Annotated in this window: 9 protein-coding genes; 6 read left to right on the forward strand and 3 right to left on the reverse strand. The window is 60.0% G+C overall.

The window, feature by feature from the left end:
• The first annotated feature begins 115 nt into the window (after positions 1-115).
• The 3 genes from IPM54_36010 (at position 116) to ppc (ending at position 6,154) form a co-directional block, all read left to right on the forward strand.
• Positions 116-523, forward strand: a complete 408-nt coding sequence (locus IPM54_36010; protein MBK9265174.1) for a DUF1801 domain-containing protein — start codon at positions 116-118, stop codon at positions 521-523.
• A gap of 129 nt (positions 524-652) precedes the next feature.
• A complete protein-coding gene (locus IPM54_36015) occupies positions 653-3,439 on the forward strand; it encodes an HAD-IC family P-type ATPase (protein MBK9265175.1) in 2,787 nt (928 codons plus the stop codon).
• Positions 3,440-3,502: 63 nt separating this feature from the next.
• Entirely contained in the window at positions 3,503-6,154 is a 2,652-nt protein-coding gene (gene ppc / locus IPM54_36020; protein MBK9265176.1) for a phosphoenolpyruvate carboxylase, read from the forward strand.
• A 6-nt stretch (positions 6,155-6,160) separates the two neighbouring features.
• On the opposite strand, the gene IPM54_36025 is transcribed toward ppc, so the two are convergent.
• The 3 genes from IPM54_36025 to IPM54_36035 all read right to left on the reverse strand — a co-directional run bounded on the left by IPM54_36025 (position 6,161) and on the right by IPM54_36035 (position 11,235).
• Positions 6,161-7,162: an ABC transporter substrate-binding protein gene (locus IPM54_36025; protein ID MBK9265177.1), complete on the reverse strand. Its 1,002-nt coding sequence runs from the start codon at positions 7,160-7,162 to the stop codon at positions 6,161-6,163.
• A 106-nt stretch (positions 7,163-7,268) separates the two neighbouring features.
• A complete protein-coding gene (locus IPM54_36030) occupies positions 7,269-7,937 on the reverse strand; it encodes a hypothetical protein (GenBank protein MBK9265178.1) in 669 nt (222 codons plus the stop codon).
• Between the two features lie 223 nt (positions 7,938-8,160).
• On the reverse strand, positions 8,161-11,235 hold the full coding sequence (locus IPM54_36035; protein ID MBK9265179.1) for a PQQ-binding-like beta-propeller repeat protein: 3,075 nt from the start codon (positions 11,233-11,235) through the stop codon (positions 8,161-8,163).
• A 78-nt stretch (positions 11,236-11,313) separates the two neighbouring features.
• Between IPM54_36035 and IPM54_36040 the strand changes: the two genes are divergently transcribed.
• The 3 genes from IPM54_36040 to IPM54_36050 all read left to right on the forward strand — a co-directional run bounded on the left by IPM54_36040 (position 11,314) and on the right by IPM54_36050 (position 15,080).
• Positions 11,314-12,318: an aspartate-semialdehyde dehydrogenase gene (locus IPM54_36040; GenBank protein ID MBK9265180.1), complete on the forward strand. Its 1,005-nt coding sequence runs from the start codon at positions 11,314-11,316 to the stop codon at positions 12,316-12,318.
• 720 nt (positions 12,319-13,038) lie between these two features.
• The gene (locus tag IPM54_36045; GenBank protein ID MBK9265181.1) at positions 13,039-13,308 is read left to right on the forward strand and encodes an acyl carrier protein; all 270 of its coding nucleotides are present in this window, start codon (positions 13,039-13,041) and stop codon (positions 13,306-13,308) included.
• Positions 13,305-15,080: a fatty acyl-AMP ligase gene (locus IPM54_36050; GenBank protein ID MBK9265182.1), complete on the forward strand. Its 1,776-nt coding sequence runs from the start codon at positions 13,305-13,307 to the stop codon at positions 15,078-15,080. Before IPM54_36045 ends, IPM54_36050 begins: the two co-directional genes overlap by 4 nt.
• Positions 15,081-15,083: the final 3 nt, after the last annotated feature.

Genomic DNA, 15,083 nt, shown 5'->3' on the forward strand with positions numbered 1-15,083 from the left:
GCAGGCCGTTTGCCCGTGAGCTCAGGCACGCCACGCGCGGCCGATGCTTCGCAGCGTGCGAAGGATCGCGCGGAGCCTCTTGCCCCGAGGGCGGCATCCGGGATAAAAACGCTTCATGGCCAAGACTCCTGCAACCGTCGAAGCGTTCCTAGCGAACCTAGAGCACCCTTTGAAGGATGGAATCGTCGCCCTGCGCAAAACCATCCTCGGAACGAATCCCGAAATCACCGAGCACATCAAGTGGAACGCGCCGAGTTTTTGTCATGGTGGAGATGACCGCATTACTTTTCGCATACCGCCCAACGGCAAAACAGAAGTACAACTGATTTTTCACCGCGGAGCCAAATCCAAAGACGCGACTTATTTCACATTCGTCGATCCGTCGGGTCTCGTGCAATGGGCGGCGGCTGATCGCGGCATCGTGACGTTCAAAAAAGTCGACGAAATTGCCGCAAACATGCCAAAATTCGTTGAACTGGTCCAAGCATGGCTGAAAGCGACCGATACGCGCGGCTCGTCGTAGGACAAACCATGAGGGCGAGCCTCGTCCGCACGTTACGCGATAACCGGAAAAAATGCTCGCGACGTCTTCAATGCTGCCGTGCGCGGCCGTCCGTCATGGGTTGGCGCGGCACGGACTGTGCCTTTGGTCATGGCTCGACTCACGAAAGACGCCACGCGCGCGTTTCACGCCCTTGCTGCGCCCGAGGTCGCTCGGGAATTCGATACCGATCTTCGCGCAGGGCTATCGCCGGACGAGGCTGCGCGAAGGCTCGCTCAATACGGGCAGAATGCGCTCACGCCGCGGCGCAAGCAAAGCCCGCTCGTACGATTCGCTCTGCAATTTCACCAGCCGCTCATTTATGTCCTCCTCGCGGCTGCCGCCGTGACGTTTTTCCTGAATGAACCCGTCGATGCATCGGTCATTCTCGGCGTCGTCTTGATCAATGCGATCGTCGGCTTCGTACAAGAAAGCAAAGCTGTTTCCGCCATTGAAGCATTATCGAAAACGATGCAAGCGGAGGCAACCGTATTACGCAGCGGCGAGACGCATCGATTGTCACAAGCGGTGATTGTGCCGGGCGATGTGGTGCTGCTCCAATCCGGGGACAAAGTTCCCGCCGATTTGCGCCTCGTGCATGCGCGTGAATTGCAAGTGGATGAATCGGCGCTCACGGGCGAATCGATGCCCGTGTCGAAAAAAACGGAGCCCCTCGATGCAGGCGTGCTCCTCTCGGATCGCCACAACATGGCTTATGCATCGACGCTCGTCACGCACGGGCAAGCCAAAGGTGTCGTGGTCGCGACGGGGGATCGGACGCAAATTGGCGCCATTTCGGAATTGATTTCCGACGCCGAAGAGCTCGACACGCCGCTGACCCGAAAGATCGCCGAATTCAGCCGCGTGCTGACGATTGTCATTTTGGCCTTCGCCGTCGCGGCGCTCGTGGTGGCGGTTTATGTTCGGGGACATGCCTGGGGCGATGCATTCGTCGCGGTCGTGGCGCTCGTCGTTGGAGCCATTCCGGAGGGACTTCCCGCGGCGATGACCATCATTTTGGCGATTGGTGTGTCGCGAATGGCAAGGCGTCGAGCCATCATTCGTAAATTGCCCGCCGTGGAAACGCTCGGCAGCACGACCATCATTTGTTCGGACAAGACGGGGACGCTCACGGAAAACCAAATGACCGTTCGTCAAATCACGACGAGCGACATGATATTCGAAGTAAGCGGCGGAGGGTATGCTCCGGAGGGTAATGTTCTCCATGACAAACATCCCATCAGGCCGGAGGCGGCACCGGGGCCGCTCGTCGAATTGTTTCGTTCGGCTGTTTCGTGCAATGATGCGCTCGTGGTCGAGAAGGAAAACCGCTGGATGGTCATGGGTGATCCCACCGAAGGGGCGCTCGTCGTCGCCGCGCAAAAGCTGGGACAAACCCGAGACGTCGTGAATGCAGAATTGCCGCGCCTCGACGTGATTCCATTCGAATCCGAACGCGGTTACATGGCGACGCTACACGATGCTGGAGCTGGAAAACCGCGCATCGCGTATCTCAAGGGCGGCGTGGAAAAAACGCTCGAACGGTGTGTCAATGTCCTGGGATCGGGGGGACAAACCGAAACGCTCGATCGGGAAGCCATTTTGACAGCCGCAGCGGAGGCATCGCGCACGGGAATGCGCGTCCTTGCATTTGCGCGCAGGGACTTGCCGGCAGAAACGCACGAGCTCGAACACATGCACGTGGCCGAGGGGATGACGTTTTTGGGATTGCAGGCGATGATCGATCCTCCACGACAGGAGGCGATCGAGGCTGTGAGGGCGTGTAAAGCGGCTGGAATTCACGTAAAAATGATTACCGGTGACCATGCGCTGACGGCATCGGCGATTGCGCGAGAAATTGGTTTCGAAGGTGAAATGACGCAGGATGGAATGCTTCGCGCACTGACGGGCCAGGACCTCGAAGAGATCGCCGAAGAGCGGCTTTCGGATGTTGCCGAGCGGGTGGCGGTGTTTGCCCGAGTGACTCCGGAGCAGAAATTGCGGCTCGTTCGCGCATTGCAGAAGCGCGAACACGTCGTCGCGATGACGGGTGATGGCGTCAACGACGCGCCGGCGCTGCGTCAGGCGAATATCGGCATTGCAATGGGTTTGGCCGGTACGGATGTCGCAAAAGAAGCTGCGGACATGGTGCTGACGGACGACAACTTTGCTTCGATTCGCGCGGCAGTGGAGGAAGGTCGGGGCATTTTCGACAATTTGACGAAGTTTCTCGTTTGGACTTTGCCCGTGAACTTGGGCGAAGGGCTCGTCATCTTGACCGCAATTGCCATCGGCACGGATCTCCCAATTTTGCCGGTACAAATCTTGTGGATCAACATGACGACGGGCGTACTCTTGGGCATCATGCTCGCGTTCGAGCCGATGGAGCCGAATACGATGCAGCGTCCCCCGCGAGATCCGAACGCGCCCATTCTGGGCATGCGGCTCGTGCTGCGCATGAATTTGGTTGCCATTTTGATGCTCGTGGGCGCGTTTGGGCTTTTCGAGTGGATGACGGAGATTCGCGAGGCAGATATGCGGGCCGCGACCACCGTCGCGGTAAACGTGTTCGTGTTCATCCAGATCTTTTACATGTTCAATTGCCGTTCCCTCACGGAGTCGTCATTTCGGATAGGCTTTTTCTCGAACAAGCCGCTACTGCTCGGAGCCGTCGGGATGGCATTATTGCAACTCGCGTTTACGTATTTGCCGGTGATGAATCGGCTTTTTCATACAGCGCCAATTGGATGGCGGGAATGGTTGCTGATTGTCTCGTCCGGCTTGGTCGCGTCGCTTGTCGTCGGGATTGAAAAGGCGATCCGGGCGCGAGGGACACCGACGCGACGGTCGGGAAGTCGGCACGCGGTCGGCAGGAAAAAATTGCAACGCGCTCGATGAAGTGGGGATTTCCATGGAGTGTTCAGGCTCGAAATATCGCCGAAAACGTGGTAGATGGATTGCATGAGCACCGTCGATACGAACCAAGCGCTCCGCGATGACGTTCGCCTGCTCGGGGCAATTCTCGGTGATGTCATTCGCCAGCAGGTGGGCGAGCACGCTTTCGACACCGTGGAAAAGGTACGGTCGCTCTCCAAACGCGCCCGAGGAGGCGATGAGGCCGCTTTCGATGAATTGCGCGATGTATTGGCTGCGATGCCCGTTCACGAGGCTGTCCCCATTGCGCGTGCATTCTCGAGGTTTCTCACATTGGCAAACATCGCCGAGCAACACCATCGCGTGCGCCGCCGCCGCGAATACCTGCGCGATCCGGCTGCCGCGCCCCAGCGAGGCACGCTGAAAGACACGATTCCACCGCTTCTCGAGCAAGGAATCTCACCCGACACGATCGTCGAAACATTGGCGAGCCTCGACATCGAGCTCGTGCTCACGGCGCATCCCACCGAAGTCAAACGGCGCACGCTCGTACAAAAGTACCAACGCATCGCAGAAACGTTGGCTCGGCGCGACGTGCCGAACTTGACGGCCCACGAATCGCGCGACGCCCGCGAAGCGCTCGAACGCGAGATCCTTTCGGTGTGGAAAACCGACGAGATCCGCAGAAAGCGCCCCACCCCAGTCGACGAAGCGCTCGGCGGATTCGTCGTCATCGAGCAAATATTGTGGAATGCAGTGCCCGAGTTTTTGCGCGAGCTCGATCGCGACCTTCAGGATATCCTCGGGCGGCGGCTTCCCGCGAATTGCGGGATCATTCGTTTTGGTTCGTGGATGGGCGGCGATCGCGACGGCAATCCAAACGTTACCCCCGATGTCACTCAGCGTGTGTGTCGAATTGCCCGGTGGACGGCCGCTGACCTATTTCTTCAAGAAATCAGCTCATTGCGATACGAGCTCTCGATGATCGATTGCAGCGAAGAATTGCGAAAGCATGTCGGAGATGCCCGCGAGCCATATCGAGCGCTCTTGTCGAAAGTGCGCGACAAGCTAATCGCCACGCGCGCCCACCATGCCGCGATCCTCGATGGACGCCCCGCGGAATCGAGCGATATTTATATCGAAACCGAACAGCTCGCCGAACCATTGTGGCTTTGTTTCCGATCGCTCGTCGATACCGGAGCGCGTTCGATCGCCGAAGGCCGCCTGCTCGACAATCTTCGCCGATTGGCGACGTTTGGCCTCACTTTGGTGCGACTCGATTTGCGACAAGAATCGTCGCGACATACCGATGTCCTGGACGCCGTGACGCGCCATCTTGGACTCGGGTCGTATGCCGAATGGAACGAGGAGCAGCGACAAACCTTTTTGCTTCGCGAGCTCGAAGGCCGAAGGCCACTGATTCCGCACGATCTGCCGGCAAGCACCGAGGTTCGTGACGTCCTCGAGACCTTCCGCGCGGCAGCGCAAATCGGCCCGAGCTCTCTTGGCGCCTATGTGATTTCCATGGCGACCGACCCTTCCGATGTATTGGCGGTCGCGCTCCTTCAGCGCGAAGCGCACATGACTTCACCCATGCGCATCGTGCCGCTTTTCGAAACGCTCGATGATCTTCGCCAAGCTGCAAAGACCATGGACGCGCTCTTTTCGATACCTTGGTACAAAAAACATATTCAGCAAAAACAAGAGGTGATGCTCGGTTATTCGGATTCGGCGAAAGATGCAGGTCGGTTGACCGCGGCGTGGGAGCTTTACAAAGCGCAAGAACAGCTCGTCGAAACCTGCCGAAAGCATGACGTTCATTTGACGTTGTTTCACGGACGTGGCGGCACCGTTGGTCGCGGCGGAGGTCCCACGCATCTCGCAATCTTGTCGCAAGCACCGGGTTCCACGGAAAGGCGCCTGCGAGTCACCGAGCAAGGTGAAATGATCGAGGCCAAGTTTGGCTTGCCAGGCATTGCCATTCGGACGCTCGAGCTGTACACGAACGCCACATTGCAAGCGACGCTCGCGCCTCCAATGAAGCCTTCGGACTCATGGCGCAAGCGTATGGAAGAGCTTTCCGATCACGCATGCGGTGCATATCGCGGCCTCATTCGCGGCGATCATCGATTCGTGCGTTATTTCAGAGAAGTGACGCCCGAAGTCGAGCTCGGTGATTTGAACATCGGCAGTCGCCCGGCGCGACGTAAACCTGGTGGCGGTATCGAGACCTTACGCGCAATTCCTTGGGTCTTCGCATGGACGCAAAGCCGCATGATGCTTCCCGCGTGGTATGGCGTGGGCCAGGCATTGCAAAGCATCGCCGATTCGGGCGGCATGGACGACCTCGTCGAGATGTGCGCCAAGTGGCCGTTTTTCCGGTCCACCATCGACCTCGTGGCAATGGTCCTCGCCAAGGCGGACCCTCGTATCGCACAGCAATACGACGAGCGTCTCGCGGCCGAAGATTTACACGACTTCGGCGCCAATCTTCGAAAGAGCCTCGGCGACACCATCGACATCATGCTCGAAGTGATGAAGCAACGAGATCTGCTCGAAAACAACCACGTGCTGCGCCGTTCGATCGATGTCCGCAATCCCTATGTCGATCCCATCAACCTCTTGCAAGTCGAGCTGCTGCGCCGCATTCGCACGCAAAACGAAACATCTCCGGAGATCCGCGATGCTCTGCTGATCACGATCAACGGTATTGCCGCAGGACTGCGCAATACGGGTTGACACCCATCAATTTTCCAATTTGACCAGATACGTCGACGGAGCTTTGGGATCCTTGACGATATCGAGCTCGACCAATTGCTTCGTAAGCGTCTCCCAGCGTTCGAGCGTCATTTTGCCCAGATGATCTCGCTCGGCCTCGGACGGCTCGATGAAGCGTTTCTGCGCCGCGGCCACGAGGTTCCAGCTTTCCGCTGCGAGCGTCGTATTGAGTTTCGCCATGACTGCGTTTGCGGCGGTTGGATCATCGAGATAGGCGCGCCACCCTTCACGCGAAGCGCGGACGAACGCTCGAACGAGGTCCGGATTTTTTTCCCACAATGCCCGGCGAACGATCACGACGACGGTGTAAGGATTATATCCCTCATCGGCGATGAGAAACACCTGAGCTTTTTTGCCATTTCGCTCGATTTCAATCGGCTCCGACGTCGCAAAGCATTGTTGTGCATGATTTTCGTCAGCGAGAAATTTGGCCACACCGCCGTCGTAAGGCAGCAGGTTTGCTTTACCAAACCCATATTTTTTCTTGAGAAAAGTGGCGTACGGCGCACCGGGTTCGATGGCAATGGTTCCAGATGTCAGCACATCCGCGAGGTTTTTTGCTCCGCGAGAAGCATGAACCATGATGGCTTGCGGGAACGTCTGAAAGGTAGCAAAAACGGGCACGACGTCCGCGCCTCGGGCATTGCCATTGATGACCTCGTCAGCCCCGACGACGCCGAAATCCGCTTCGCCTGTGGCGACCATTTGCAGAACGGGTACACCGGCGCCACCACCACGTATCTCGATGTCGATGCCCGCCCGCTTGTAAGCACCGTTTTCTCTACCGGCGTAAAACCCACCAAATTCGGGCTCCGGAACCCAATTCAGCGCCAGCTTTACTTGACCAAAACGCCCATTACCTGCGGCTTTTTGGTCGTTCGAGCGCGAACAGCCGACGCTGGCGCACAAGACTCCTGCGGTGAAAGCACGAAGTACGTCTCTGCGTGATCGATACGGGAGAAACGCCATGGCCGGACGACCATGCCGACATCGCGCTTCGGTGACAAGTTATTTTGCACGCAAGGTGCCAACCATCTTTGGTGTAAGTGAGTTACCTTCCCGTTCGAAGGTGATTTCAGGGGTCGAAGACTTTGGCTGCATCGAACGTCGCGGCGTAATTCACGCGACTGTATTCCGAGCGCATCACGATTGCGCCATTTTCGTACGTTTCGGTCTTCAACACGACCGATCCGTCGCTCTTGACCCACATTTTCATGGGCAATTTGTCCGGCCCAGTATACTCCATGACCGCTTTGTCGCCTTCGAATGATACTTTGCCATTGTCCCAATGAGACAAGATGATCTTGACGTCATCCATGAACCCCGCCGAAGGCATGCCTTGGCCGCGAAGTCCCAAGACCGCACTGTCCTTGGGATCGTAGGTCATTTTGGCGAACGACAAGATACCCTTCAAAAAACCCGTGACCTTGCCATTCTTGAGAACCGCCACGCCACCCTTGCCATTGCCTTCGACGATGTCCATTCGAATGGTGGTTTGCCCCATCCAATAACAATCCGCTCGAAACGCAGATTCTTTTTTGCCCTTCTTCTCCCACGTCTTCTGCGAATAGCTGAGTTTCCTCGTGGTGGTCTGCATCTTTTGCAAACCGGCTTTCAGCTTGTCGATGTCCGCAGCATCCGCCGCAAACGTCTGCGACGCAAAAAACGACGGCAAAATCGCAAATGCGACGGCAGCGATACCAAGACGAACGCGTAACGGCTTCAGGGCGTGATGGGGCGGCATTGATTCTCCTCGTGAGGGCCGCCATAGATTATCCGGAACAACCGACCGAGCGCCAGAGAAAAAAGGGCCAGCGCGCATATTTTTTCGCGCCTTCGTGAATGTTTACATTGAAATTTTACTTCATGACTCAATCGTTGGCGTTTGGCGCAGACCGCGAAAGACGATGACAGGGCATTCGTCCTTGACGGTTGGCGAACGGGGCTTCATCCGCTGAATCGACGCCTCACCGCTTGCCGCACGTAAACGCCCACCGTCTGCCGGTCATGCGTTCAGTAGCCGAAAGCGTAACGGTGCCGGTGGGTTTGTCCGTAGATGATTTGGCGTCCTTGTCAGGGACGAACGCTCCATCGATTCGTGCCGCCATCGCCTCGACGCAAACCGCACCGGGATCCATTCGCAAGCGAAATTCAATGGTATCCAGCACCGCCCGGCCAGACGTGAGCTGCACGTTGGGATTCATGTCGAGCCCCGTGTCCAAGAGCCAGCCATCTTGCCCTTCGGCACAACGCGGTGGCAATTGCCCGGCCAAATCTCGCTTTCCAAGCAAAATGGGTTCCCCAAGCTCGCCCGTGTCGGGATCGATTGGCAGGACGAACATGCCCCCCGATCGTTCGCCCGGTGCTGCCAGCGCAGTAAAGAGGAGCCCGATGCCATTGCCAATGGCTCGCCGCACGATCCTCGGGGCTTCCGCATTCGTGTGCGACGAATAACGCGACCCGGGAGCTGCCACCGGACGATGATAAAGAGCCAATCGGCGAATCACGCCCAAATCGGCTCGGTAAACGGCAACCGTATCCGAGGAAGGCCCGGGCGTGACGAAAAACCAGCTTTCACCCACGCGCACGGCACCGTGCGGATAAGGGCGCGGTGCGACCGCAGTGCGTCCCACAACGTCGCGCAAATGCAGCGCCGGCTGCCCTTCGCTCGCAGCAAAATGCGAACACGCCCCGCCTTTGCAAAGCGTCACGAGAGCGTGGCGCCCGGATGCATCCAAATACGAGCCCCACGTAACAATCGGATACGAACCAATGCCCATCGCATCCATCGTCGCCACTTCGTCGGCCCATGGCGGCGGCGCTATGCCCGTCGACCTCATTCCGCCGAGAGGATCGAACCTGTCGTCGAATCGAATGATGAAATGCCCGAGTCGCGCCCAATCCGCGCCTTTTTTACCCCACGCATAGGCGCGCATCGATACGAGATCGTACGGAACGCCATTGTCAATCCCAACCTCGTCGGCCCCGAGCGTCGGTGGAGGAGAATTACGAAATGACTGCCAAGGCGATCGCGGCGCGACGGTCGGTGGTAACGGGAATCGGCCAAAGGGCCCCGATGGGTATCGTGGCATCGCCACGACGGGCGCCGGAGCAGGCTTCACGGGTTTGTCCGGTAATGGCTCCGTGACGGCCTTGCCCATGGGCGAGCAGCGCAAATTGACCGTGGGAGATACCGTGGAAGGAACATACATCGATGGAGGCGTCGGGGCGGGCGTGAGGTCTCCGGCCGTCGCGGGTTTGCCCCAACCAACCCGTACCCAACCTCCAAGCACGCAGCCCAAAGGCCCACATGCTCGCGTGTCGGCATCGCCCGGCGATATGTCGTGCTCGGGCATGTCGAATACTTTCCAGCTCACGCCACCGTCGGTCGATTCCGCAGCTCGCCCACCCTCCCCTTGCGACAATGCGAACCGGCCGGACATGATGACGCCATTTTCATTGTTTCTGGGCTCGCCGGCCTTCACTTTGCCGTCGATCGCGACGCGCACGCCAATGACGGGGCCGCCCGCTTCCACCCATCCGCCAATCACCCCAGCTTCGCGCTCCTCGAAACCTTCGAGCCACATGCCGCGCCGAAGCTCACGCACGACCGATCGCGGTTTCGTCGGAAGTGACAGCGCACTGGTCGCCACCTTCGAGCCGTCCACGACCGTGATTTGTCCCGTCCCGCCATTGCGCGGCGGCACGAGAATCGCCACGCGTCCGTCGCCGAGCGCTACGACACGTTCGACACCGAGGTCCCCCTTGACTCGAACTTCGCGCGTGTTTCCAAGGGCCGAGCGCACGCAATACACGCGCATGCCGTCGTCGTCCTCGGGCCCTTCCCCGCAAGGACCTCGAATGACGAGCGCTCCGTTGCCGCTCGCCGAGACAAACCTCGGCCCGCGAAACGAAAGCACCTTGTGCATCGAAAGGGGCGGGTCGAACGCATAGACGTTCGTCGCCCCGTCGTGTTCGCCGCAGACGAATCCGAACGAAGCTCCAAGGCGCACGCCGTGACACGTTGCATCTCGTTCGGGAAACGCCGACGTGGACATTTCGACAATCGCGCCCGTGCGCAGCGATATGCGGGCAAGCGCGCCGGACCTCGCCACGACCGCAGTCTCGTTCGAGTCGGGGTAACCGTCTTCGACCGCAGCGCGCAAAGGGCGCTTTCCAAAGGGCCCGCGCGGCGTGGGGAGCTTCGTGTCGACGCCTTCGTCGGTCTCGACCGCGGCATGGCCTCGGAACGTCAAGTTGCCACGCGCATCGAGCACGTATCTGCCTTTGGCAGCGTAGATGGTCGGGTCACCGTCGACGACAGTAATTGCCGTGGGCTTCTCGGAAAGGCCAAGCGGACGCCATGTCGCTCCCGCGTCGAACGTCGCGAGCACGCCGCGCATGTCGACATCGACGACGCCGCGAAAGCCGTCGGCAAAAGCCAAAGCACCGTACGCCGCAGCAGGAGGAAGCGGATCGACCGAGCGAGACTCGCCGGTCTCGGCATCGATCGCGAGCAGCTTATTGTTCCCGGACAAACGCACGTAGATGCGATCGAATCCAGGCACCAAATCGGTCGCCATGGAGCCGAACTGCACGAGAGGCTTGAGCCTACCGAGCCACGAAGAAGCTCGCCAAACTTGCGTACCGCCGCCGGTCGATGCGTGAAAGACAAACCCTCCACCAAGGCGGCTCGGCAAGGGCACGGCATGCACGTTGCCGAGCGGAAGCAGCTCGGCGGCGCGTTCGACGGTGCCGTCGTCGTAGATGACGATGCGCATGCGGTTGACGAGCGCTCGGCGCGCGCCGCTCTCGTACGCGACGACGCCTCGCTCGTTGCGAATGTCGGGCACGAGGCGTGAAGGAGAAATCATGCTGATCACGGCGCTTGGCACCGGCGCCGCTTTCGTTTGACCTCCAACTTTGACCGCGGTTCCTTTCGACGAACAGGCGGTCAGAGCGATGGCCATGGCGGCCGCGACGACGGCCCCAGGCGGGACGGTCGTAGACTCGGCGATGTAACGCGAGCGGCGGGATCGCATCGGGGAACATCGTAGCGCGCGAGCTGGCGGCACGCAGCGTTCTTGCACGGGCACGATCCCGAGCGCTATAGGCAGCGTATGTCGTGCGTCATAGCAGTCGTGGGCGCCACGGGCGTCGTCGGACGGGAAATGTTGCGAACCCTCGAGCAGCGTAGGTTTGACGCGCGAAAGGTTCTTGCGCTTGCGTCGCCGCGATCAGCCGGGCAGCGCGTACCGTTTCGCGACGGTGAGCTCGAGGTTTGCGTTGCAAACGCCGAAGCTTTCGCAGGTGTGGACATCGCGCTGTTCAGCGCTGGAGCTTCTGCATCACGCGAGCTTGGGCCGATCGCGGCCGCCAAAGGAGCGGTCGTCATCGACAATTCCAGCGCATGGCGAATGGATCCCGACGTGCCGCTGGTCGTGCCCGAGGTGAACATGGACGCGGCGAAAACGCGTCCCAAGGGCATCATCGCGAACCCGAATTGCAGCACGATTCAGATGGTCGTGGCGCTCAAGCCTTTGCACGATGCCGCGGGGCTCGAGCACGTCGTCGTGAGCACGTACCAAGCGGCGAGCGGCAAGGGACACGCGGCGATGGAGGAGCTCATCACGCAGACCGCGCAGGTTGCAGCGAGACAAACCCCACAGACGAACGTATTTCCGGCACCTCTGGCGATGAACGTGCTGATGGACTGGAAGACGGGCAGCTTGGAGGACTGGTCCGAGGAAGAGCTGAAGATGGTGCACGAGACGCGGAAGATCCTTGGTGATCAAACGATTGGCGTATCGCCGACGACGGTGCGCGTTCCGGTCGTGACGGGGCACAGTGAAGCGGTGCATGCGCGGTTTCGCCGGCCGCTGTCGGCGCGGGAAGCGCGCGATCTATTGCGTAATGCGCCGGGCGTGGTGCTCATGGATGAGCCGTATGCGCCGGGGCGTCATCCGCAGCCGCGAGATGCGGCGGGACAGGATGCCGTTTTCGTCGGGCGCGTGCGTGACGACCTCGCGGTGCCTGGGGCGATCGATATGTGGATTGTGTCGGACAACCTGCGCAAGGGTGCTGCATTGAATGCGGTGCAGATCGCGGAGCAGTTGGTCCGGTAAAACAACAACGAGCGTATCGAGCTCAGCCCGCTTCGGGCGGCTGCGCGGGCGATTCTGGTGCCGATTGCGTGGCGGCGGCACGTTCGAGCGACGCGAGCAGCGAGCGGCGGCCGAGCGAACGGCGGCGTCATCGCTGTCGACGCCAATGGCAATTCGATGAAATAGGCGCCGCTGGGCCGAATCCCAGGCGTTGTCCAGGGCAGCAATCGTGGGAGCGCCGAGCACTGCAACGACGCAAGGACGGTGCTAGCGGGGGGGGGGGGGGGGGGGGGGGGGGGGGAGGGGGGGGGGGGGGGGGGGGGGGGGGGGGGGGGGGGGGGGGGGGGGGGGGGGGGGGGGGGGGGGGGGGGGGGGGGGGGGGGGGGGGGGGAGGGGGGGGGGGGGGGGGGGGGGGAGGGGGGGAGGGGGGGGGGGGGGGGGGGGGGGGGGGGGAAGGGGGGGGGGGGGGGGGGGGGGGGGGGGGGGGGGGGGGGGGGGGGGAGGGGGGGGGGGGGGGGGGGGGGGGGGGGGAGGGGGGGGGACCGTGCGGGCTATTTGCCAAGATTGGCGACACGCGTTACACCGATCTCACATAACAATGCGACATCCCCGTCATCATGACCACGCATTGTCCTGCGTTGTCAAATATACCATTACAATGTGCCAACCAAGAATCGTGTTATTCAATGCACACGATTCGCCTGGACACGACGAGCGACGCAATGATAGAAAGCTCAATTGATGCATCATGCAACGTACGACGACGTTCTCGTGCGAATTTGTGATTACCTATCACAGAGTGTCGAACGGCCGCTACCGGAGTCATTATCCGCGACGACGCGCCTCGTGACCGACTTGCACCTCGATTCGATGGAAGGCGCACAAATGCTTTCGGAGCTCGAGGATCATTATGGAGTGACCATTGCCGTGAGTGTCCTTCAACGTGCGGAAACGCTTGGCGATATCGCGGCGGTCATCGTGTCGGCGCTCGAGGCGGGAAAGCGCGCATGAGCGCAAAGCAATCGCCGTCCACGCTCGTGGAGGCGCTCGAAGCCGTCGCGATGCGGCAGGACGTGGGGTTTTCCCACTTGACCGACGAAAAACGTCCGGTCGACTTTGTTTCGTACGCTGAATTGTCGAGTCGCGCACGACGCATCGCTGCGGCCTTGCTCGACATGGGACTCGTGCCGGGAGATCGCGTCGCGCTCATTCTTCCGGACTCGGCGCAATTCATCGAATCGATGTTCGGCTGCATGGTTGCCGGGATGATTGCAGTGCCAATCTATCCGCCCATGAATTTGGCGCAGCTCGGGACGTATCTCCCCAATACTGCGCACATTCTGCGTCGAGCGGGGTGTCGTCTGGTCATCACGGACGCGCAAGTTCGTGCGGTGCTCGGAACGCTCTTGATTGACGTTCCTTGTGTTCGCAGGATTGAAGAATTCACGGCGCTGAGCAAACGATTGGGTCCGAATGCGGAACCGCGCATTTCGCCGCCGACAGCGGATACGGTTGCGTTTTTGCAATTCACGTCGGGCAGCACGGCGCGACCCAAAGGCGTGACGCTCACGCATGCACAACTGCTTGCGAACATCAATGCCTTTGGCACGGCGCTCGGCGTTCATGAACGTGACGAGACGTCCGCGGTCACGTGGCTCCCGCTTTATCACGACATGGGCCTCATTGGCCTCGTGTTTGGTTCGGTGCGTTATGCGGTGCGTGTTTCGTTCATTGCGCCGCTGCTATTTTTGAAACGCCCGGCGATTTGGCTACGGCAAATCTCCGAGCGGCGCGCACAGTTCTCGTTTGCGCCGAATTTCGCGTATGGCCTTTGCACGACGCGGATCAAAGACAGCGAAATCCAAGGACTCGACCTATCTTCGCTCGAAGTGGCGGGTTGCGGAGCGGAACCCATTCAGCGCGCAACGCTGGAAGCATTCGCGAAACGTTTTGCCCCTCATGGGTTCCGGCCCGAAGCTCTGCTGCCTTGTTATGGTCTCGCCGAACACACGCTGGCTGCGACATTCACGCAACGAGGCACTCCGGTACGAAGCGATTCGGTGGATCCCGAGGGGCTTGCATCCGGTGAAGCGCGGCCGGCAACGACGAACAACGCCATTGATGTCGTGTGTTGCGGGCGGCCATTTCCGGGTCACGAATTGAAGATCGTGGACGACGCTGGAATCGAATTACCCGATGGCCATGTGGGACACATTCGATTGAAAGGTCCGAGCGTCATGCGCGATTATTGGGACGATCCAGAGATGACGGCAAGGGCGTTGCGCGATGGTTGGCTCGCGACGGGTGATCTTGGATATGTAAAAAATGGCGAGCTATATGTTTGCGGCCGTGAGAAAGACTTGATCATCATCCAAGGGCGGAATTATCATCCGAGCGACATTGAATGGCAGGTTGGGCAAGTGCCTGGCGTGCGTCGCGGTAACGTCGTGGCCTTCGGACTGTATGATTCGAGCCTGGGACGCGAACGGGTCGTCGTCGCTGCCGAAGTGCGTGATCCGAATACGGGACAAACCTTACGAGACGAAGCGATTGCCCGCGTATTCGAGGCCTTGTCGCTGCGTGTGGACGAAGTGATCACGTTGGCTCCCGGCAGTTTGCCCAAAACGTCGAGCGGCAAGCTGCAACGGGCCAAAACGGTCGAATGGTATCGGTCGGGGGAGCTGGGGCGAGGCAATACGGATTCAGGCAAATTGGGCGTGTTCAAACATTTGGCGGCTTCCCAATGGGGATTCGTCAAGGCCAAACTCACGAACGACCGCTGAGCG

This window comes from Polyangiaceae bacterium, from assembly GCA_016715885.1.
GTDB lineage: Bacteria > Myxococcota_A > Polyangia > Polyangiales > Polyangiaceae > Polyangium.